Origin of the sequence: Paenibacillus sp. JJ-223, from assembly GCF_927798175.1 — a bacterium.
In the GTDB taxonomy this organism is placed as follows: Bacteria; Bacillota; Bacilli; order Paenibacillales; family Paenibacillaceae; genus Paenibacillus; species Paenibacillus hubeiensis.
In genome coordinates this window covers 428,558-449,848 of the sequence record NZ_CAKMMP010000001.1, presented here as the reverse complement: position 1 = coordinate 449,848, position 21,291 = coordinate 428,558, and the positions used below count along the sequence as shown (strand labels likewise).

Genomic DNA, 21,291 nt, shown 5'->3' with positions numbered 1-21,291 from the left:
AGACACTACGGGGTCAGAACCATCTTCCGATCGCTGTTATCCCTAGATTTCTTTGATCCCCTTTTTCAAGGGGAAAATCCGGTGATCAGCCTATGCTTCCGAAGCAGCTTTCTTTCAGAAAGCGTTTAGACCGCTTCGCTTCTCCAGATTCTTTCTGCCCTCTTCGTTATCGTATAAATTTCCGGTTCAATCTATATAGTCGTTTCACTTCATGTAACGATATTCCAGCAGTTTTTTCAAATTCGAAATTTTTTGCTGCAGCTTCTCCCCAACATTGGTTTCCCTCACAAGCTTCCGTTCCAGTTCTTTGTCCACCAGTCTTTTTACAGACAATACGTCCGTGCCGTTGCATAACACGTCTTCTTTTGAATTAAACTTCTGATGGGCGACGAGCTGCATGCCAAAGGAATTATACAACAAGGTATATCCGGCGATGCCTGTTGTGGATTGATAGGCTTTGGAAAAACCGCCGTCAATGACGATCATTTTCCCGCCCGCTTTAATGGGGTTCTCTCCACGAATTTCTCTAACTGGCGTGTGGCCGTTAATGATATGTCCGTGATCCGGATTCAAATCAAACTCCAGCAGAATTTTCCGGCAGATCTCTTCATTTTCACGCAAATAGTAGTACGGGTTCTTTCTCTCCTTATGGGTTTCTTTATCCTGGATAAAGTACCGTTCAAAGGTGGTCATTTCTCTTTTTCCGAAGAGCGAGGAACACTCCCCTGTCCAGATGTACCATACCATATCCGTAGCCAGATCATCCGTCTCTTCCGGATGCGCAAAGGAGTAGCGCAAGTAATATTCAAAAACATCGAGCAGCTGGCGGCCCGAATACGTTTTGTCTTCAATCTGCATTTCTTCCATGTTTCCTTCTTCATCCAAAGGAATACAGCCGTGGATTAACAGATTCCCGTTGTATTTTAAATAAAGGCTGCCCTTTTTCATCAGAAAATTCATATGTCTGGCCAGCTTTTCGGAATGCTGAACGGAGAACAGCAGCTTTTCCATCACCTCGTGTTCTTCCTTCAGCAATTGTTCAGGCTGCTGCGGGTCTACGGTTGCGAAACAGGTGTTTTCCAGCGGGTACGTTTTTTCGCCGATGTTGATTTCATTTTTGTCGTAATCAATCTGCTCAAGCAAAAGTCTTTCTGCCATATTAAAGTATGGGCGTCTCTTGATAATCGGAGCTTCAAGCTTGAACTGGATCATGGCAATGGCTTGATGAATTTTGGTGATCTGCAGAATTTCTTGCTCCGTTACGTTATGGCCTGCCTGCAGCTTCGGTCTGAAGGCCGGATTGTCATCATAGTATTTCTCCGCCAAGTTCAGCAGTGGGCGAAGATTGATACCGTAAACGTCTTCGATGATATCCAGATTGTCGTATCTGGCGCAGATTCGGATAATATTCGCAAGGCAGACCAGGGAACCCGCGTAGGCGCCGATCCACAGGACATCATGGTTCCCCCACTGAATGTCTACAGAATGGTAGTTGATCAGCGTGTCCATAATTTTATCGGGGTCCGGTCCCCGGTCATAGATATCTCCGACCACATGAAGATGGTCAACCACTAAGTGCTGGGTCGTATAAGCAAGGCCGATAATGAGCTTGTCCGCCTGGCCCAAGGAGATGATTTGCCGGTATATTTCCTCATAATAAGGATCCTTATTGTTGGTCGAATCTGTTTTGTATAAAAGCTCTTCTACAATATATACATACTGCTCCGGCAGAGCTTTACGCAATTTCGAGCGCGTATACTTGGAAGAGGCATACGAAATAAGCTTAAGCATTTGTTCAATCGTTTGTCTATACCATTGGTTCAAGGCTTGTTTACTGCATAGGGCTCCTTTAACCAGCTGTATTTTTTCTTCCGGATAATACACTAATGCCGCAAAATCATTGATTTCTTGATCCGTCCAAACCTCTCGGAATAAATCTTTGATTTTCTCTTTGACCGTACCCGAACCGTTTCTTAGTACATGCTGAAAAGCCTGGAACTCCCCATGCAAATCACTGACAAAATGCTCGGTTCCCTTGGGGAGATTGGAGATCGCTTCAAGGTTGATGATCTCGGTGATGACTTTTTCTTCCGTATCATATTTCTGGGCCAATAAATCTAGAAACTGCGCATCCAAAACAGATGTCCCCCTTCAAGGAAATAAGTGGTTATGATCCATACTTACTAACGAATGAATAGAAACTTACATTTAATTATTCATATCATAACATATACCCAAAATTTTAGCTTACTCACGTTGAGAAGATAAATTTTAAGGTACCGGGCTCAGCGGTTTTGCTCAGGCTAGTCAGGAGTTCGAACTACCGCCCCAACAGGAGATCACTATGCAAAAGGTGATCAAGATGTTTTGAATGTGAATTTGATCAGTTCTTCACCTCATTAATAGATTTGCCGAGCCGATTTGCGGGGCCATAGCAACAGCAGTTCCTCATACGATACGTTTATCCTTCAAAGTTAATTATATTCACATTTTCTGAATTACAAAAAGGCCAACCAGTAATTGCTGGTTAACCCGATCTTACGAAAAGGGGTAATTTAGCGACCAGCAGGCAACGATCGCGGTTCATTTCAAATGGAGGGACTCTATCGCTTTCATAACTACCTCTGGGTGATTTTGGGGAATCATGTGTGCAACGTTTTCCTGTACGATCAGTGTGGAGGTCGGAATTTCTTTGTGCAGTCGGAAACTATGCTCCTTTGTTTCGAAAGGATCGTCTGCGCCTACCATAATGACTAGTGGCACCTTGATTTCTTTGTATCTCTCCGAAACAGCCTTGGCAGCGGGAACAAAAGCGAGAACATCTTCTCGGTAAATTGGAATTGGCCATACCAATAAAGAGCCGCCATGAACATCACGATGATCGCTAACACAACCATCCGTATTCCTCCTCATAATCATTATATTCACATACTTATACATACATTAAAAACGTACTATATAGTATGTCAATGGCATAATAACGCGTTTAATCTCAGGACAAATGTCTATTGGTTGGCAGGCCCTCTAATTCCATGCCACAACGTTTTTGATATCGTATGGATAAGGGCGCGCAATGAATCCGGCCGTGGGTCGAGAATCCATTCGATGAGAACGCCTTTTAGCAATGCATCCAGCATCAAGGCGATCGAACGGGGATCGACGTCTTCTGCCATGTACCCCCTTCGTTGCATTTCTTGCAGCAATATCCCTATTTCATCCATCATGTGTCCGTGAAGTTTTTGCAAATTTTCGCGGATCTCGGCTTCTCCGGAAACTAAAAATTCCAAAAATAGGCTGGATCGTTCTTCTCCAGCCTCAAGGCAATTAAACTGGGACTCCAACCATTCCGACAAGGCAGTCATCGGTTCGTTCGATGACAGTATATGGTCCACTTGGTGGGGAAGCAGTCGAAGCTGCTGCTCATAAGTTTGTTTTAAAATCGAAAGAAACAAATCTTGCTTGCTGGAGAAATGCCAATAAACCGCCCCCTTGCTTAGCCCGGCATACTCGGCAACTTTATCCAAAGAAGAGTTTACATATCCGTTTGAAGAAAAGACTTGTGCAGCTGCTTCCAGCACGCGGGACCTCGTGTCCGTAAGATCGGCATGGAGTTCCGCTTGCCTTTCCTTTAACCATTCCCTCATCTGCTCCTTGCTGCCAAAATGTCTGCGGACAGCAGTCCAATGTACGCCGGCCACTCTGGCTATGTCAGCAAATGTAATCAGGTCGAATGCCTTCGTCTCGACGAATTGTTCTGCTGCTTGAAAAACTTGGTCACGAACATTCAAATCGAATCACCTCCACACACCTACTATAGATGTGTTATTCAGATACTCGTCAGTATGCTAATATAATAAAATTCCTTCAGTATGTTGTCAATTTAATGCATTGTTCTTCCCCCGTAACAGCTCCCGATTTACCGATGAATGACGTCATATCAAGTTTTTTCGATCGATTTGTCACATTTGCCTGATGCTGTTCCGTAATACAAGTTGTAAGGAGGGGAAGCAACTTGGACGAACCGATTCAACAAATTGTCAGTGACGTTCTGAAAGGGGAGAAAGACAAGTATGCATTGATCGTCATGCGTTGCGAAAAATTCATCTTCAATTACTGCTACCATATGCTCGGAGATTATGGAGAAGCAGAGGATTGCAGTCAAGAGGTGTTCTTGAAGGCATACCGCAGCTTGCACAAATACGATCCAGACAGACCCTATGAGGCATGGTTGTACCGGATTGCCTTAAACCATTGCATTGACTTGCTGCGCAAACGCAAAATCACGCGATTTCTGCCCTTTTTGTACAAAAGTGACCGGGACAACAACCAGGTCGATCAAGCTATTGATCACAAATATTACAATCCGTCCGTGCTGCGTGCGCTGGCCATGTTGTCCGCCGAGGAACGAAGCTTGCTGATTCTGCGCTGCGTCGAGGAAAAGAGCTATAACGAAATTAGCCCTATTCTGAATCAAAACGCGACCTATTTACGAAAGAAATACGAGCGGGCCGCCGCCAAATTCAGAACATACTACGTCAGTACAGAGGAGGAAAGAAAAAATGAGCATCGACCCCGGCCAAGACCTGAAACCACTATTTCAAAGAGTTGAACCTTCAGGAACCGCCCTTCAAGATCGGATCATGAACAACATAGGAGAAAAACCTTTCAAAAGGGAGCGATTTTTTGTGAAAAATAGAGTGAGCTTTCTCCTCTTAGCCGGCATGCTGCTGACTGCATCAACGGGATTTGCCGCCGTAAAATACCAGTCCTTGGCCAACGACAAAGGGGAGATTCTTTTTCAAGAAAAGCCGTTCTCCACTGCCCCTGCATCGAATCGCACCGAGGACGAAGCAAAACGAATTTCCAGAATGAACGAAATTTGGGTGAATGACATCAAGCCCGGCGAGGCTGCGATCATCTACGTCGTGCCGAACAATCCGAACCATGTCCTCGATCTCAAAGCAAATTCACATATCGTAAAGAGTTTCGCCGAATTAAAGAAAATGCTGCATGTACCCGGCATGCCCCTATCCAAGGAACTCTCTGGCTCAAACACGTATACGTTCCAAAAGGCAAGCGTACATATGGAGCACGGGATGGATCTGAATACGCTCTCCGAAGAGGAAAAAACAAAAATTGCAAAGAAACTGCTGGCCGAAGCCCAAGCTTCCGGCAAAGATTATGCCTTGATGCCGGTGAATTTTACGGATGATTTCTGGCTGTCGTTCCTAACCTATGCCAGCGGCAAAAATGAAATTTCACTAAGTATCCTAAACGCCAAAAATACCGGCCCTGTCACCGCCTCATATGAAGACGGACTGAACAGCACCAGCCAAAAAATAAAAATAAACGGACAGGACGTCATTCAGAGAACCTCTCGAGGGGGTTCCACCGAGTTAATATGGGTCTATGAGGAACCTGAAACCAGCTATGTTTATCACTACACCCTAAGTGTCCGCAAAGGTAATATCTCTCCGGAAGAGCTGATCCGCATTGCCGAAACGATCATTCCCGGATCGAAACATTGAGCATCCCCGCTTCGTTCTACACAAGACTAGACCCGCTGATGAGCCCCGGTGGGTCTTTTCATTATGTTCTTATCCTCTCAATCAAATCTCTATTTTTGTCTCTAAAAACTCCAGATACTTTGGATCATCCTCCATAAAAATCCCAATACCCGCACCCATGTAAGCCCGTGTTAACTCGTCCGCCGCCTTTTCAAGGTTCTCCTGTTCATAATACAACTGACCTAACCGGAGATGAATATAGGGATTCCCTACTCCCTTCGGACATTGTACAGCGTTATAAAAGCATTTAAATGCCTTATCGTAATTTTTCATATGGAAATGGACATCCCCGATTGCCACGTATAACCACGTAGCGGCCTCCCATTCTTGATGATTTTCCGGTAATAATCGCAGGGCCTTAACATACTTATTCTTGCCCGCCTCAAAATCGCCTGCCTTCACCAAATCATCGCCTTGTTTACTTAGAGCTGTAATCTCGCCATAGGTTGAATCTGAAAGCTGCATCGCTATTTCTCCTGTCCTATTCAATTTGTATCATTTTCTAACGAATGATCGTTTTTTGATTTTCATCAAAAATGATTGCGCCTTGTATCGCCAACAAATATTCTATCGCCCAAATGAAATGATTCGTGAAATCCAGAGTATTTGCCCACTAACCTGACACGTAAAAAACGCGCGCCCTGAAAATGAAAGTTCTTCAAGGCCTGCTTTTGATTAAAAATACCTCCATCCTCAGTCCAGCAAAAACCATTCTTCGCCCATCGGTTTTCGAAATTATGGTGCAATCAGTCAATTCCAGTTTCGGACCCAATACCTTACCTGATTCCGAATAATAATCATATTACCCTCTGTTCATTCTGCCCCAGATCGCGTTCTATGAAAATCCTGCAAATTTACCAATTCAAGTCTTCGATCTGCAATATTCAACAATAATAAACCTCCTTCTAATTCATTGTTGGTCATACAATAAACTAGAAGGACAGTTTCTGGTAGCGCAATGGATTAACGTTTTTAGAATTCTATTTCCTCATATAGACCTCAACTGATTTTGGTGGTTTTTATAAAACAAATCGTTTCACTTTTTGATTCAGAGAATGTGAAATGCCCTGAATCTCTTCGCTGGTTGACTTAATCCCATTTATCGCGGTTAATTGTTCTTGACTTGCCGCCACTACTTTTTCAAAAGCATTAGATGATTGATCAGCAATATTAGCGATCTCATTGACGGAAGCTGTAACTTCTTCTGAACCCGCAGACAGTTCCTCCGTCACAGCGGACACATCTATAATCTGTTGAACAACATTTTTCGTAGCGTTTTGTATCTGTTCAAGCGCTAACTTGGCACGGCCTGCTAACTCTACTCCCTGAATGGATTCTTTGTATACTTTCAAATTCATAACATGATGAATTTGCTGAACAAGCGTATTCACTTGCTTAATATTATCTTCTATATGATTAGCTGATTCTTTTGACTTATTTGCTAGCTTCTTAACCTCGTTAGCCACCACTGCAAAGCCTCTTCCTTCTTCACCTGCCTTAGCTGCTTCGATCGCTGCATTTAGAGACAATAAATTGGTCTGCTCGGCAAGCGAAGAAATCATCAAACTCATGTCCGTAATTTGAGTATTAAGTAAATTCAACTTTTCAATATACAAAGAAGATTCTTCTACAGACTGAAGGATGATATCCATTTGTTGGCTGACCAAATCCATTTGTTGATTGCCGTGTTCAATATCTTTCTCCGTTCTCTGAGACAATTCTGCGATCACGGTGGACGACTCAGCAATTTTTATAGTTCCAGCTGTCATTTCTTGCATCATCATCGACGATTCTTTGGTAGCCAATGCTTGTTGTTTCGTACCTTTTGCAGAAGTATCTATTAAGCCGCTAACAAGCTCAACAGTGGTTTTGGTTTGTTCAGCCGAGCTATTAAGCTCCATGCTGGTTGACAATAATGCATTAGATGACATGGATACATCCGCAATGATGTTATGTAGGGCGGTAATCATTTGATTTGAATATTCGCTTAATCTTCCAATCTCATCCGTTCGTTTGACAATAACGCGTTCATTTAAATAGCCTTGACTTACGCGCTCAAGAACATGAACGATTTTTGCCAGTGCAGTAGTGATGCCTCTAGTCATCCAAAACAGTATGCTTATTGCGATAATAATACTTATCGTTAGTATCGTTACCAAATTTCGTAGAATGGGCTTTGCTGCTTCGTTAAATTCATCGAAGGGTAGAACTGAAATGACCTTCCAGCCTGTCATTGCATTTGTAACAAAGTAGGCTTGAGCCTGGGTGTTATCATCAGGATTATGGAGCGTAGCTTCTCCCTGATCTGTTTTAAGGATGTTTCGGTTACCGGAATCTGACAATAGTCTTCCCGTCTCGACGAAAGGATTGTAGATGACTCTCCCATCAGAATCAATGACATAAATAAAGCCTGTCTCGCCTAGTTTTGTACTTTCAAACAAATATTTAAGCGTATCCACTGAAGATTCAATAGTTATAACGCCTGATCCATTTTCAAGTGATTGAGAAAGACGAATACTGTAAGAACCATCAACGGGTGATTGCTCTATCTCGGAAATATAGACACCATCGCCCGATAATGCTTCATTATACCAAGCGCTGGATAGGATGTTTTCCGTTTGTTCTTTGTTTGGGATCTGGATAGCTTCACCTGTAGCAGAAATGGCAGATATGGATTTCAGTTCAGGATGAAGCTCTAAAAAATCCGTCATCATTTTCCGGTTATGCGGATTATCCATTTCACTTCCATCTATAAGCCGGCTTAGTTGAGCAACATTTGCCTTTTGTGCAAAGAACGTACTGTCTAGAGTCGAGCTTAGTGAAACGGAACTGGTTTTAGCCGTCTCCCCTAGTTTTATTGCAATTTGCATTTTGGATGTTTCATATGATCTCCAACCTAATGCAAGCATGGGTAGAATTATCAGTAAACTAACGATAATAGTCAGCTTTGTTCCAATCCTTCTAATCACCAATTTTTCTTTCATTCTTTTCATCCATTGCTTCTTCATCCATTAATCTCCTTTACCATCTTAAGTATACAAACGCTTGTTGAGCTTAAAATTCATATCATATACTTTATCGGTAAGATACTTAGTAGTGTTTACATCTTCTTTTGTCATACAACGAACATGTCGATAATGTTCCTACATATAGACAGCGCCCGTCCTTCGAAAAAGAAGAACAGGCGCACTTTCGAGATTATTTGTTCTTTTTACCGATCGGCCCCGTTTCAGGAAGCATTGCGGTCGAAATTATGGCGAACAAAGCCAAGAAGCTGAAATACAGTAAAGCATCACGCAGTCCCGTATACTCTGCGATCCAACCGATCACAAGTGTTGAGACAGCCCCTCCGAACATGCCCACGCTTAGAATTAGTCCCTGCGCCGCGCCTGCCCGTTCCGGAGTCATGCCCTCCAATTCCATTACACTTGTAAACATGGCTGGCAGCCAGCCATTCAATGCAAGTCCAATCAAAATCACGGAAGTATACAGTAGTATTCCATCCGGAAAAGTGACGGAACCAATACATCCGACCAGCAGCAAGGTTAACAATGGCCACATGAATATTTTACGTCTTCCCAAAGCGGCCATGAGAATGCCCACAAGGAGTCCCGCAACAACCGAAGCCAGCGAAATAAGGCTCGTGATGGTTCCGGACTTCGCAGCAGACATGGCTAAATCGGTTTGAAAGTAAGTGGGCAGGAACGTCTGCAAGCTTTGCGTGGACAGCATAAAGGAAAGATATGCAATAACCAGCAGAATGACCTCTTTTTTTCGAATGACCGATTTCAATGGGCTTTCTTTGGAGGAAGGTTTGTTCTGTGATTGGTCTGACATATTTCCCTGACTCGTTTGAGCGTTGTTTCTTGCAAAGATAACCCAGAGAATCGTTGTTATCAGCATAGCAATTCCAAACCACTCAAGTGTAAGTCTCCAATTTTGACCAACCAGATTATACAACGGAATCGCAACAGCCAGAGCAATGAAAGATCCAGCCAGAGACAAGATGGAGTTCAATGAATTAATCAAAGGCCGTTCTTTTGGAGGATACCAATCCATCGTGACGGCAACCGATGTTCCTGCCGAAATGCCCATCCCAACCCCGATCAACACGCGACTGATTAACAATATGGCATAGCTGGAGGTGAACAGAGGAACGAGTCCTCCGACTGTATAAAAGAGCAGTGCTATCGTACGCGTGCGTGCAATACCGAACTTGCCCATCAAGCTGCCCCCCATAGTGCCGGTCAAACCAGCTCCTAGCAGCACGATCGTAACCATGACGCCCGCCTCAGCTGTTGTGATGTGCAAATCAGTCATCATCATAGGAATGAATACTGTGGGACCAACAAAAACAATGGTTGGAATAAGTGAAGTTAACGCTGACAATATCAACATGATCCAGCGGTATTTGGAGTAAGTCACATGATGTTCCATGAGTTTATGCCACCGGAATACAATACGTATTGGACGGCATGATTCACCTCTTTAGTTCATTTTTTTGGAGTATCTGTTTATATTTTTGGAAGTTCAATTTGATCTGGAGCATATATGCCGTCTCCATCCAGTTGAGGGACAATCAAGATTTTGACTTGTTCAATCTTTTGCTCCCCTCCCGGTCGTAGCGCGGCAAACGCATGTTCAACTCCATCGAAGCCGGTATATGCTGTTACGATTTCCGATGGATCAAATTTCCCAGCGATTAGGTCCTCGAAGGTTTCTTTCAAAGCCGTATAAGAGGTTTCACCATAACCTGGCCCTGTAATAAAGTCCAAGGTGATGTTTTTGTTGATGAGACTTGTCGGTTTAAGCAGATTGTCTTCCATGGAGGCTCCAACTATCAGGAATTTGGTATAGTGAGGCACAGCATCAATCATGTTATAAATCAAGTTTTTTACGCCGGAGGCTTCAAAAACGTGTAGACGCTGACTGTCTTTGGCCAACCCTCGATACACTTCGACCGGATCCTTTTCCAAAGGATTTACGACGGCATGAGCCCCATATTTCATGGCAATCTCCCGTCTTTTGACAGATGGATCGGAAACGACGATCGGGTGGATGCCACGAGAAGCAAGTGCTATGACGGCACCAAGGCCAACGGTTCCGGCTCCTGTCACAATCGCTCCTCCATCCGGTCCAATATCCGCTCTCAAAACACTATTGTAACCGGTTGCGAGTGGCTCGGTAACCGCAGCATGATAAGGATTGACTCCATCGGGAATCTTGAAATGGCCTCCGTTGCCCACAAGCACGCGCTCCGAAAATCCTCCCGGATAATCGTTCGAGTATCCTACGGTATACATCACTCCGTCATCACCGATCACCCAAGGCAGTACAACAATCAAATCCCCTGGTTGGTAGTCAATGACATTATCACCGACCTCGATGACTTTTGCTGTAAACTCATGTCCCAAAACCAAATCCTTGTTCGGATCAAATGCTTGCCCGACGCTCCCCGCTTTGCGTACACTCTCGAGGAAATCATCCGTGTGTGCTACTGCAGAGAGATCACTCCCGCAGATTCCGATCGCTAATGGTTCAACCAACAGTTGGTCCTTGTTTGGTTGAAGATCCCCTATTTCTTTCATTTGAAATTGACCTTTTCGAAAAACAACCGCCTTCACACTCAACACATCCTTATATATTATTTATTAAATACTTATAAATAAGTATCTTAGTACTAATACAAATACTATAATACGGTTAACCTACTTTTACAATTCATAAATTAGTCACAATACCATATTGTTAATAGATGATATCCATCACTATTTTAGATAAAAAAAGAACGGTACACGTTCAGAAATTAATCTGAATGTGTACCGTTCCTCTTTTCAAGAAGGTGGTGAATCAGTTTCTTATACAATTTGTTCCACAGCATAATTTCTTCATCAGTCAACACGCTGAAGTGTGAACTTACCAAATCCAGTCTCATGGCATAAGCTTCATCGACGATCTTTTTCCCTGCATCCGATATCTCCAACATGACGGAACGCCGGTCAATATCTTCGTCTCTCCGTCGAAAGATCAGTCCTTTCGCCAGCAATTTGTTACAGATCCCCGTAATTCCCCCGGAAGTAATATGTAGTGGTTCTGAAAGCTCTTTGGCTCGTTTGGGGCCTTCATCATTCAGTATTTCCAATATGCTGACTTCCGTCATGGAGAGATTTAAATGATTTTTTTTATTCCAATCCGTCAACCATAGTTTGTTGTGCATGGACGACATATAAGAATTCTCAATTAGCAGTTCTTCTCTTTTATTCCTCATAATCCCACCCTAACTTTGACGAATATTATTATGGTTCATTATACCCCCAATAAAGAACAAATGCACTTAGTCCAAGATCTCCAAAATAAAGAGTCGTTTGGCGATTTGAATTAACCTTATACAATATACAACAGTAAACCTTATGAGCTCCCTCGTCTGACTGCCAAACCATGCCGTTGCAGGGCGGAACTTTGGGAAATGTGTGTTATCACCCCGAGCTCAATGCTTAAGAAAGTGAATTCCGATTCTCGTCATCGTCCTCTGTGTGGAGAAACGCTGAACAGCACAAAAAAGGTGCGTCCTCTTGCAAGAGGACCACCTCACCGATATACAAGAAACACGAGGGCATGAGTACATGGGAATTTTGCTATAAGGATACACCTACATTTATCCGCTTAGCGATCTGCCACAAAGGTTCATGCCCCGTATTCAATGTAGTTCTAACTCCATAAACACATCCGCTCTTACATAGGGCATGGGCCCGATCTGCTCGACAGGAACGTGTTTGAACCCAACTGATTCATAAAGATGAACGGCATTCGGCAGCTTGGTGCTGCTTCCCAAAAAGAGCGATGTAGCGCCTAGTCCGCGTGCGCGGTTAATGGCCGCTTGAATGATTTTCCGTCCGTATCCACGCCCGCGCATCTCGGGTGCAACGCTCATCTTCGAGAGCTCGAACACGCCGGCTCCGGTCGGCACGAGCGCAACACATCCGACGATCGAATCGCCATCACGTGCGATGAGTACGTCCCCTCCTCTGTCCACGATGTTCTCTACCGGGTTATCGAGGATGACCAGGTCCGCCTCTTCGACGGCGAAGATACGGGCAATCCATTCCTCGTTAAGTGTTTTGAAGGCCCGAGCTTCTTCGGGCGTCTGCATCGAAGTGATCGTAAGCGCTGTTTCAAGCATCCAATGTTTCCTCCTCTTGTAGGGGTTATTCCCACTATAGAAGAAACCAAACGATTGATCAATATCGGTATTCCTATTACGTTCATGGACAATACCTATATTCGGATGGTCACCCAATGTTGGGTTTGCGGATTCATTTCGTCTGACCTTGATGACGGCAACAACGCAGAACATAAAAAAGATGGCGATCCACCTGGATCGACTGGGGAAGCGAAGCTCCCCTATTCTATAGCTTTTTTTCAATCACACTCCGGCATACGAGGAGAAGCCGTCATCTATTGGTAATACTACTCCTTGGGTGTATTTTTCAGAATTTACCTACCTCTCGGAGTAGGGGGATCTTCATCATTGAATAATAATGCTTTATTTTGATGCGTAACAAAAAAACCGGGGGCAATCGCATTAACCCGAAAACCCGTTTAGACGGGCCAACTCTGCAATGGCTTCATCGGCTCCGGGCGTAGAGAAAGTGACTTCTATAGAGCGTATTCCGCCCGCAAATGCTTGTTTGGGGAAACTTGGGTAACATTCATGAGCTCCCTTTTAGCTAGCTCTTGTAATAAAAATCAGGAATGGCCGTCCACCGTCTTTTAAGTTCATGGGCAATGGCTTTAGGTTTTCGATCACGAGTGAAGATCCCCTTTTTGTTTCCTTGTACACGAATGATTCCCTGGCTCGTTGCAAAATCGGCAAAGTTCCACACTTGCTCACCGACAAACTGTTGAAATTCATCAAAAACTTCATGGTTTGCTTTATAAAACGCAACTTGGTATTCCTCTGTAAACATAATGGGTTCGACATCATGCAATCCGGCGACAGTGTCCGCTCCATATTCGGTCATCATAAATGGTTTGTCTGGACATCTTTTCAGCCATTCCTTAAATTCAGTGCGCAGCATCTCTTTGGCTGATACCAAATCACCACCATCTACATACCATCCGTAATAGCGGTTAAAGGTAAGGATATCTAATAACTCCGCCACTTGATCCTGTTCAGGTGAAGATTCAATTTGAGTGACAATCGTAACAGGACGCTTTTGCGGATCTAAATCTCTGGCTAATTCGATTAGTGGTTTAAAATATTCATAAGCACCCTTTTCCTCTGAGGCAGGCTCATTGGCTATATTCCACATTACAACAGAGGGATGGTTTTTGTCTCTTTCAATGAGTTCCCTGATCACCTCTTGGTGATGTTCGAACGTTTTAAGCTCATCCCACGTATTTCTAAGTTCTCCGCCACGATGCAGCACCATCATGTTTAAATGCATTCCCACCGCGGGTACTTCATCAATGACAACAAATCCTTCCCGATCCGCAAGCCTCATCACTTCTTCTGAATATGGATAGTGAGCGGTACGGAATGAGTTCGCTCCCGTCCATTTCATCAAATTAAAATCCAAAACATTGGCTGCTTCATCTAACCCTCTTCCATGAATAGGCGTATCTTCGTGCTTACCATAACCTTTGAAATAGAACGGTTTGTTATTGATCAGGAACTGCCCTCCGCTCACCTCAACCGTTCTCACACCAAATGGCTGTTCATAAACATCGATCGTTTCACCTTCATCCTCCAGTTCAATCCGAAGGGTGTACAAATAGGCATTTAAAGGTTCCCACAGCTTAACGTTGGAAATCGTAAGTGTGCTGGATTTTCCTTCTGACTCTGAAATAACGATGCCCGATTCATCTACAATCTTTGCTTTAACAGATGCTGAACCAATCACATCAATGGAGTAATGAACTGTCCCATCCAGTTCAGTTACGATCGTCACATCCTTAACATAAATGGTCGGCGTCGTATATATTTTTACAGGGCGATGCAAACCGGCATAGTTGAAGAAGTCAAAATTAGGATGATTCCGAACAACCTTTCCAACACCAGCAACGTGCTTCTCGGTTACAAAACCAACGGGTAAGGTCGTCTCATCCACAATATTGTTCACCGCAACGGTTAATCGATTTTTGCCTTTTTGTAAATATCGATTAATTTCAGCCTCAAAGGGTAAAAAGCCCCCTTTATGCTCTACAACGAATTCTCCATTCAAATAAACTTTTGCGAAATGGGTGGCAGAACCAAACCGTAAAACCACTCGTTCTTCGGTCATCGAACTTGGCAGAGTAATCTCCCGTTCATACCAAACCCAGCCAACATGGTCACGGATGTTTGCACTGACTGCCATATCGTTAAATGAACCAGGAACCGCCATACGGCTTGGATCCTTCAACTTTTCGTTCTGCCAGTTCTCTTTAAATCCCATGCCAGAATCCAGTTTAAAGTTCCAAATCCCACTTAAATCTATAATGCTACGCGTTTCGGTAAGTGTAGGATAAAGCATAAATAAATCTCCTTTTTCCATTAAAGTGGTTGAAATCATAAATCTATATAGGTTGAACCAATGATTTTTACACAGAGACACTACGCGGTCAGAACCATCTTCCGATCGCTGCTATCCCCAGATTTCTTTGATCCCCTTTTTCAAGGGGAACATCCGGTGATCAGCCTATGCTTCCGATGCAGCTTTCTTACAGAAAGCTTTTAAGCGACCGCTTCGCTTCTCCAGATTCTTTCTGCCCTCTTCGTTATCGTGTAAATTTCCGGTTCAATCTATATAGTTGGGTTATCACAACGAGTCTTTATCACTTCTCTTCTTATTTAAAACGCTTACAAGTTCAGCCGTACGCTTTTTGTTTAACGGATAGAAGAAGGCCATACAAATAAATACGAGCAGAAGGCCGATCGATGGTACTAATGTCGCTAATAAATGAATCCCGTCCAACGTACTTGCAGCTTGGGATTGAAGCTCAGCATTGTAACCAACGGCGGCCACAGCTATACCGCCAATTCCTCCGGCTACAGCCTGTCCTACTTTACGCGCAAAAGAATAGATGGAGTAGATGGTTGCATCCTCTCTCATACCGGTTACATGTTCATGGTAGTCAACCAAGTCCGTTATAAAAGCCCAACTTATTAAATTGAAAAGAGCATATCCGAATAAACCCAGCGATAAAATACAAATATATTGAACCGCCGATAGGTTTGGAAGCAAAAATAAAATAAAGTAAACGATGGTCGATAGTAGAAACCCAGAGGCAGCTACTTCTTTTTTTCCGAACTTGGCTACCAAAGGTTTGACAATCGGCATTCCTATAAGGATCGTTGCCGATTGAACGAGGCTAAACACACTTAACAACTGGGCATTTCCAAAGTAATCCTTAAACAAATACGTATTCACTGTTCCAATTAACATTAAATTAATTAAGAAAATAAGTGAGCCAATGAGAAATACAATTAACGGTTTATTTTTAAGAAGACCTTTTAGCGTTTTTTTCAAATTCATATTCGGTTTATGATTTTCATCCATGACCACACGTTCTACGGTTAATTTATAACAAGCCATATAACTTGCGATCGACAGAATGCCAAAAATGACTGCCCCCATTAAAAAGCGATTGGCATTCGCCTCGTTATTCACAAACATAAGCAGTGGACCCAGAACACCGACAATCAATTGAGCTAATGTCGCCCCAAGCGATCGCCATGTGGACAGCGTCGTCCGTTCTACAGGGTCAGCTGTAATGACTGAAGCCATTGAACCGTATGGAATATTAACCGTGCTATACAACGTGCCCCATAAGATATAAGTAACATAGGCATACGCGATGTAAAATCCATTGGACATTCCCGGTATGTGAACAAACATTAAAACGCCAGAAATGACGAGAGGGATCGACATTCTAAAGATCCAAGGTTTGAATTTCCCGTTCTTTCCGGCTTTTCTGGTATCGATAAAGCGCCCCCACGTGATGTCTGCAATCGCATCCCACAGACGTGCCAGCAAAAATAATCCCCCTACCGTAGCAGGATTAATTTGAAAGACATCGGTGTAATACACCATCAAAAACGAGCCCACCAGAGCAAAGAAAAAATCATTCCCAAAATCACCAAACAAATATCCAAACTTATCCTTGTATCCAAATGGACGCATAGAACCCACCTCTTCATATATGTTGGCCGTAACAGTTTGTTTGAAGTGCAAATTGAATTAATGATTTGTTGGCGCTTTCACGATTAAAAAGGATGATGCTTTAACGATTGGTTAGCCCCCTGTTTCCTCCCTCATTTCAATTGTTGAAATCGATTTCACAGAAAAGTATAATCACTATTAGAAATTCTTTATGGTAAATTTCACATATAAAAAGGAATTAACACATCTAATTTCTTCACTCTACAACCTGGAGGTTTCAACATGCATAACTTTCAGCAGGAGAATATCGAATTTATATGTAACTTGGCACACAATATCTATAAAATACCTATATACTATTTTGACAGTGAGAATACGTTAACTTATGAAGCGGCTCTTGATTTCCGGCATAACCCTTTGTACACGTCCAACCCCGCCATTATTACAGAGTTATTTACCGAAATGGGATCACAACATTTTCCCGTTATTCGCGAAACCCTGTATCATGAGAAATTTTTCGCAATAAATGTCCATTTTAATCAAGAATGCAAAGGGAGAATCGTCGTCGGTCCAGTAATTAATTTCAGGATGACCGAAGAGACTATTAAAATCACGTTAAGGGATTTAGTAACCCGGGGAAACAAAGAGGAAATAAAGCATTACTATGATCAAGTCCCGGTAATCAGCAATTTTAATTTTATTAATCTGAGTATGATTATTTATTTTATGCTTTATCAACAAAAGCTGGAGCTGGCTGACATTTTGCTGAACAATGAAGGTCTTGATCAAAACATGCTAGAGATTGAACAACCCTATTCCCAAATTATTGATGGACGTCAAAATAATTTAGTACACACTGAAATAGATAAAGAGAAGAAGCTTTTGGATTTTATACGGTTAGGGAGAACAGATAAAGTATTGGAAAATTTTCATGCTATTCATAAACAAGGTAAGAAAGGTGTGTTATCAAAGACCAGTTTTTTGAGAAGTCAAAAGAACATCGCCATTTCTCTGATCACGCTAACCACCCGAGCAGCAGTAGAAGGAGGATTATATCAAGAAATCGCCTATAACCTTAGTGATTTGTATATCCTTAAATTAGAGGAATTAACCGAAAGTAGAGCAGTCGATGAATTGATTGAAGATGTTTTAATTGATTTTGCTGAACGAGTCGCAAACAGTAAAAAACATAAATACTCAAGACCTATAAATATTTGTCAAAATTTTATTTTTAATCATCTGAATAAAAACATTACCGTTTCCCAACTGGCCGAATTAACTTCCCTGAATCCCAATTATTTATCTAACCTTTTTAAAAAAGAAGTCGGGATTTCGATTCCTCAGTTTATCCAGAAAACCAAAATAGAAGAAGCTAAAAACCTGCTGTCTTACTCCAGTTATTCTTTAGCTGAGATTTCAACGATGTTGAATTTTTACGATCAAAGTTATTTTGCTAAAGTTTTTAAAAAGTTTACGGGATGTACGCCTAAACAGTTCAAAAATCAAAATTGAAGCACCTAAATTTTAATGTTGAACTATGATCATAAGAAAAACCGCCTTTGGTGAAAAGGCGGTTTATTGAGCTATCGTTCTCTTTAGTTAAAACGTTGTATTACTCAACTGTAATCTTCAATCAAGGAGATTTTTCCTTCCTTAAACTCGAATTTCGACTTTCCATTTAATTGCAGCTTATCTCCAATTTTTAATCCGTTAGGTAAATCCACGGCAAGAATACCTTCATAATCAATTCCAACCTCTACTTTGTCATTGATGACACTGTACTCGGTGATGATCTGGCGACGGCTGGTGAACATCGTTGACGACTGTTCTGCCAATTCCCTGAATGCTTGTATTCCTTTGGTTTCCGTAGTGGTTTCGCCATTGGAAATATTCCTAAATATGATATCCTTGTGCAAGAGGTTTACCATGCCTTCAATTTCAAATGAATTGTATGCCTCAAGATAATTTTCAATGATATCCCTTATCTCTTTGCTAAGCATAACCGTACTCCCTCCTTGATCTTGTTATGTAAAAGATATACTCCTAATTCTATAGTACCATAATAAAGAAAAAATCCGACACGTCCCGTTATTCCGTTGCTCAAGTCCAAAAAAGCAAATAAATAATCGTTTGATACATATTTCGTTTTAAAAAATGTTGACTTAAACCATGGTTTAAGACGTATCCTATTCCTGTCGGCAATGAAAGATAAAATTTGGAGGCCTCCAGATGAAGTATTGTTCCATTAGCGAAGCTTCAGCCCGATTCAACATTCCGGAATCAACCTTGCGTTATTATGAAAAAAAAGGACTGCTGCCGCTAATCGAGCGTGATGAAGCCGGCAGGCGGTTATTTTCCGAAGATCAAATGACGCTCCTTAAAATCATTATTTATTTGAAAAACACGCATATGCCAATAAGTGGCATCAAGAAATATATTGATCGGGTGGTAGAAGGAGACCAAACCACGGAACTCCGACTGGAAATGCTGAAGAAACACAAGCAAGCCGTGCTGGCTGAAATAACATTGATGACAGAAGCCTTAGAAGGCATTGACGTAAAAATTGCACGTTACACCAAACGGGTTCAGGAAAGAAAGAATAAACAAAACAGAAAAGAGGCGCCATAAATGAAACTTTCAGGAAATACAATACTGATTACAGGCGGAAATACGGGAATAGGATTGGCTTTTGCAGAGCGCTTTTTAAAAGCTGGAAATAACGTCATTGTTTGCGGACGGCGTGAACAGGCCCTTCAACATGCGAAAGAAAAATTCCCTGATCTTATCACCCGTGTATGTGATCTGGGCATTGAATCCGAACGTGCAGCATTGTTTGATTGGGTAACAATGAACTATCCAGAGGTGAATGTGCTGGTGAACAATGCAGGGATCCAGCAACGGTTTAATGTGTTAAAAGCGGATGCAAAGCACGATTGGAGTTATTTCAATCAAGAAATTACAACCAATATTGAAGCACCCTTACACCTCTCTATGCTGTTTGCTCCGTATTTTGCAGCCAAAGAAGAGGCGGCCATCATTAACGTGACATCCGGGCTGGCTTTTACGCCGTTTGCAATCGCTCCGATTTATTCTGCGACCAAAGCGGCCCTTCATTCGTTTACCATGAGTTTAAGACACCAGCTTTCCGATACGTCCATAGAAGTCATTGAGGTTGCTCCTCCGGCAGTGAATACAGAGTTGGGCGGAGCGGGACTGCATGTCCAAGGAGAACCGCTGGATGCCTTCGCAGATGGAATTTTCAAAGGATTGGAAGAGGGGAAAGCGGAAATTGGATATGGTACATCGGTGAACCGTTTGCGCATGTCGCGAGATGAAATTGATGAGTACACGGAGAAGATGTATCAGGCTACGAAAAACGCAAAAGGGACGAAGAGCAGATAGCCCTCTGCTTCGTCCCTGTAATCTATCGGTGTTGTTTCTATTCACCGATGTGTTTTTTAAAGGCATTAGAGATAGCCCCTCTACTTCTCAATGTTTCACATTGAGTTGTGTAAGAACATACCTATACTCCTTGCCTTTCTTTACTTTTTTTACAATAGCATCAACGCGGCTAACCAAATCGTCATTCGGATAATCAGGATCGTATAAATGTCCATACACTCTATAATTGTTGCTCCCCATATCGTAAAGTTCATCTACCTGAACATAGAAGACTCTCTCGCCGTCAGCACCATCAAAGGTATAACCTTTACCATTGTATTTAAGATTAAGCACGGACCGATGATTGCTAAATTTGATATTGAAATATTTTAATATTGAGGTTTCAACAGATGATTTAGTGATATAAAGTTTTCCGTGAGATGAACTTATTCTTGAATTAAAGTTGTTTATGTAGTTATGCCATACGCCGAAGCGAATAAGATCGGAATTATTTATTTTCTTAGCATCAAATTTGTATAGCTGCAGCTCGGTAAAATTGCTAAGAAAAACCCCTAATTTCTTGGACTCGGAAGAGGAAAGATCCACCTTTTTGTATAGCTTAAATGTCCCCTTAGGGAAAGAATAGTCCGTTGTTTCTGTACCTGACCAAGTCAACGTGACCGTTTCTTTTTTTACGCTAATCGTCATTTTCCCATTATTGTACTCATCCTTATATTTAAAGCTCGCCGTACCTTTTGCATTAAAAGTAACCGTTCCGGTGATGAAACTGCTCCTGTATTTTCCCTTTGAATTCAAAAAACTATTTCTGCTATCGTTAGTGGGGAGGTAATAATCGTTTGTCACCTCTACTTCTACTTGTGTTCCTTTGTCCTTCATTCTAAGATACATTTGATTCATTCCATATGAACCAATGTCATACTGATCACTCCACGTCCCCGTATAACTACTTGCAGCATAGGAAGCCGGACTAATTACAAGCTGTGCCATAAGAATCATTGCGACTATACTGAACACCATTAATTTTTTGATCATTTTCATTCTCCTTCAATTCTACATGATCTAACCTGTCCATTGGACTAAACGCATATAAACCGCACTAATCAATCACACTAGGGCACTGCGAGTGCTGTGCCATCTTTCCGATCGCTGTTATCCCCAGATTTTTTTGATTTCCCTCT

At 42.3% G+C, this 21,291-nt stretch carries 18 protein-coding genes; 5 read left to right on the top strand and 13 right to left on the bottom strand.

All coding sequences use genetic code 11. The features are described from left to right. Positions 1 to 204: 204 nt before the first annotated feature. From L6H98_RS01865 to L6H98_RS01855, 3 genes are all read right to left on the bottom strand, one after another. Entirely contained in the window at positions 205 to 2,136 is a 1,932-nt protein-coding gene (locus L6H98_RS01865) for a fructose-1,6-bisphosphatase (protein WP_236412458.1), read from the bottom strand. Positions 2,137 to 2,753: 617 nt separating this feature from the next. After that, the gene (locus L6H98_RS01860) at positions 2,754 to 2,897 is read right to left on the bottom strand and encodes a hypothetical protein (RefSeq protein WP_236412457.1); all 144 of its coding nucleotides are present in this window, start codon (positions 2,895 to 2,897) and stop codon (positions 2,754 to 2,756) included. 108 nt (positions 2,898 to 3,005) lie between these two features. Then, positions 3,006 to 3,644 carry a TetR/AcrR family transcriptional regulator gene (locus tag L6H98_RS01855; protein WP_236412456.1) on the bottom strand — a complete coding sequence of 213 codons (639 nt, stop codon included), beginning with the start codon at positions 3,642 to 3,644 and terminating at the stop codon, positions 3,006 to 3,008. Positions 3,645 to 4,012: 368 nt separating this feature from the next. On the opposite strand from L6H98_RS01855, the gene L6H98_RS01850 reads away from it, so the two are divergent. Both L6H98_RS01850 and L6H98_RS01845 read left to right on the top strand, forming a co-directional pair. Continuing rightward, positions 4,013 to 4,609, top strand: a complete 597-nt coding sequence (locus L6H98_RS01850) for a sigma-70 family RNA polymerase sigma factor (RefSeq protein ID WP_236412455.1) — start codon at positions 4,013 to 4,015, stop codon at positions 4,607 to 4,609. Between the two features lie 76 nt (positions 4,610 to 4,685). Continuing rightward, on the top strand, positions 4,686 to 5,528 hold the full coding sequence (locus L6H98_RS01845; protein ID WP_236412454.1) for a DUF4367 domain-containing protein: 843 nt from the start codon (positions 4,686 to 4,688) through the stop codon (positions 5,526 to 5,528). An 81-nt stretch (positions 5,529 to 5,609) separates the two neighbouring features. Here L6H98_RS01845 and L6H98_RS01840 read toward each other — a convergent pair whose 3' ends face one another. The 8 genes from L6H98_RS01840 to L6H98_RS01805 all read right to left on the bottom strand — a co-directional run bounded on the left by L6H98_RS01840 (position 5,610) and on the right by L6H98_RS01805 (position 16,732). After that, positions 5,610 to 6,032: a tetratricopeptide repeat protein gene (locus tag L6H98_RS01840; protein WP_236412453.1), complete on the bottom strand. Its 423-nt coding sequence runs from the start codon at positions 6,030 to 6,032 to the stop codon at positions 5,610 to 5,612. Positions 6,033 to 6,586: 554 nt separating this feature from the next. After that, on the bottom strand, positions 6,587 to 8,575 hold the full coding sequence (locus tag L6H98_RS01835; protein ID WP_236412452.1) for a methyl-accepting chemotaxis protein: 1,989 nt from the start codon (positions 8,573 to 8,575) through the stop codon (positions 6,587 to 6,589). A gap of 190 nt (positions 8,576 to 8,765) precedes the next feature. After that, entirely contained in the window at positions 8,766 to 10,004 is a 1,239-nt protein-coding gene (locus tag L6H98_RS01830; protein ID WP_236412451.1) for an MFS transporter, read from the bottom strand. Positions 10,005 to 10,081: 77 nt separating this feature from the next. After that, positions 10,082 to 11,191, bottom strand: coding sequence for a zinc-binding dehydrogenase (locus tag L6H98_RS01825; protein ID WP_236412450.1), 1,110 nt, complete (start codon positions 11,189 to 11,191; stop codon positions 10,082 to 10,084). A gap of 182 nt (positions 11,192 to 11,373) precedes the next feature. Then, positions 11,374 to 11,835: a MarR family transcriptional regulator gene (locus L6H98_RS01820; RefSeq protein WP_236412449.1), complete on the bottom strand. Its 462-nt coding sequence runs from the start codon at positions 11,833 to 11,835 to the stop codon at positions 11,374 to 11,376. Between the two features lie 429 nt (positions 11,836 to 12,264). Further along, complete coding sequence (locus L6H98_RS01815) at positions 12,265 to 12,747, bottom strand: GNAT family N-acetyltransferase (RefSeq protein ID WP_236412448.1); 483 nt, start codon at positions 12,745 to 12,747, stop codon at positions 12,265 to 12,267. 547 nt (positions 12,748 to 13,294) lie between these two features. Then, positions 13,295 to 15,082, bottom strand: coding sequence for a beta-glucuronidase (gene uidA, locus L6H98_RS01810; RefSeq protein WP_236412447.1), 1,788 nt, complete (start codon positions 15,080 to 15,082; stop codon positions 13,295 to 13,297). A 285-nt stretch (positions 15,083 to 15,367) separates the two neighbouring features. After that, positions 15,368 to 16,732 carry a glycoside-pentoside-hexuronide (GPH):cation symporter gene (locus tag L6H98_RS01805; protein WP_236412446.1) on the bottom strand — a complete coding sequence of 455 codons (1,365 nt, stop codon included), beginning with the start codon at positions 16,730 to 16,732 and terminating at the stop codon, positions 15,368 to 15,370. Between the two features lie 261 nt (positions 16,733 to 16,993). Between L6H98_RS01805 and L6H98_RS01800 the strand changes: the two genes are divergently transcribed. Further along, positions 16,994 to 18,223, top strand: a complete 1,230-nt coding sequence (locus L6H98_RS01800; protein WP_236412444.1) for a helix-turn-helix domain-containing protein — start codon at positions 16,994 to 16,996, stop codon at positions 18,221 to 18,223. Between the two features lie 104 nt (positions 18,224 to 18,327). On the opposite strand, the gene L6H98_RS01795 is transcribed toward L6H98_RS01800, so the two are convergent. Next, the gene (locus L6H98_RS01795; RefSeq protein ID WP_236412442.1) at positions 18,328 to 18,711 is read right to left on the bottom strand and encodes a nuclear transport factor 2 family protein; all 384 of its coding nucleotides are present in this window, start codon (positions 18,709 to 18,711) and stop codon (positions 18,328 to 18,330) included. A gap of 229 nt (positions 18,712 to 18,940) precedes the next feature. Here L6H98_RS01795 and L6H98_RS01790 point away from each other — a divergent pair, with 229 nt between their 5' ends. Beyond that, entirely contained in the window at positions 18,941 to 19,339 is a 399-nt protein-coding gene (locus L6H98_RS01790) for a MerR family transcriptional regulator (protein ID WP_236412440.1), read from the top strand. After that, positions 19,340 to 20,113 carry an SDR family NAD(P)-dependent oxidoreductase gene (locus L6H98_RS01785; protein ID WP_236412439.1) on the top strand — a complete coding sequence of 258 codons (774 nt, stop codon included), beginning with the start codon at positions 19,340 to 19,342 and terminating at the stop codon, positions 20,111 to 20,113. A gap of 87 nt (positions 20,114 to 20,200) precedes the next feature. Here the strand turns inward: L6H98_RS01785 and L6H98_RS01780 are convergent, their stop codons facing one another. Beyond that, positions 20,201 to 21,145 (bottom strand): hypothetical protein, encoded by a 945-nt coding sequence (locus L6H98_RS01780; RefSeq protein WP_236412438.1) that lies wholly within the window; start codon positions 21,143 to 21,145, stop codon positions 20,201 to 20,203. Between the last annotated feature and the right edge of the window lie 146 nt (positions 21,146 to 21,291).

What these genes read in the sequence shown, in the direction of transcription:
- L6H98_RS01840 (WP_236412453.1), bottom strand. Translation starts at nt 6,032, where the DNA reads ATGCAGCTTTCAGATTCAACCTATGGCGAGATTACAGCTCTAAGTAAA.
- L6H98_RS01835 (WP_236412452.1), bottom strand. Translation starts at nt 8,575, where the DNA reads ATGAAGAAGCAATGGATGAAAAGAATGAAAGAAAAATTGGTGATTAGA.
- L6H98_RS01860 (WP_236412457.1), bottom strand. Translation starts at nt 2,897, where the DNA reads ATGGTTGTGTTAGCGATCATCGTGATGTTCATGGCGGCTCTTTATTGG.
- uidA (WP_236412447.1), bottom strand. Translation starts at nt 15,082, where the DNA reads ATGCTTTATCCTACACTTACCGAAACGCGTAGCATTATAGATTTAAGT.
- L6H98_RS01780 (WP_236412438.1), bottom strand. Translation starts at nt 21,145, where the DNA reads ATGATCAAAAAATTAATGGTGTTCAGTATAGTCGCAATGATTCTTATG.
- L6H98_RS01855 (WP_236412456.1), bottom strand. Translation starts at nt 3,644, where the DNA reads ATGAGGGAATGGTTAAAGGAAAGGCAAGCGGAACTCCATGCCGATCTT.
- L6H98_RS01815 (WP_236412448.1), bottom strand. Translation starts at nt 12,747, where the DNA reads ATGCTTGAAACAGCGCTTACGATCACTTCGATGCAGACGCCCGAAGAA.
- L6H98_RS01795 (WP_236412442.1), bottom strand. Translation starts at nt 18,711, where the DNA reads ATGCTTAGCAAAGAGATAAGGGATATCATTGAAAATTATCTTGAGGCA.
- L6H98_RS01790 (WP_236412440.1), top strand. Translation starts at nt 18,941, where the DNA reads ATGAAGTATTGTTCCATTAGCGAAGCTTCAGCCCGATTCAACATTCCG.
- L6H98_RS01830 (WP_236412451.1), bottom strand. Translation starts at nt 10,004, where the DNA reads ATGGAACATCATGTGACTTACTCCAAATACCGCTGGATCATGTTGATA.
- L6H98_RS01785 (WP_236412439.1), top strand. Translation starts at nt 19,340, where the DNA reads ATGAAACTTTCAGGAAATACAATACTGATTACAGGCGGAAATACGGGA.
- L6H98_RS01805 (WP_236412446.1), bottom strand. Translation starts at nt 16,732, where the DNA reads ATGCGTCCATTTGGATACAAGGATAAGTTTGGATATTTGTTTGGTGAT.
- L6H98_RS01820 (WP_236412449.1), bottom strand. Translation starts at nt 11,835, where the DNA reads ATGAGGAATAAAAGAGAAGAACTGCTAATTGAGAATTCTTATATGTCG.
- L6H98_RS01800 (WP_236412444.1), top strand. Translation starts at nt 16,994, where the DNA reads ATGCATAACTTTCAGCAGGAGAATATCGAATTTATATGTAACTTGGCA.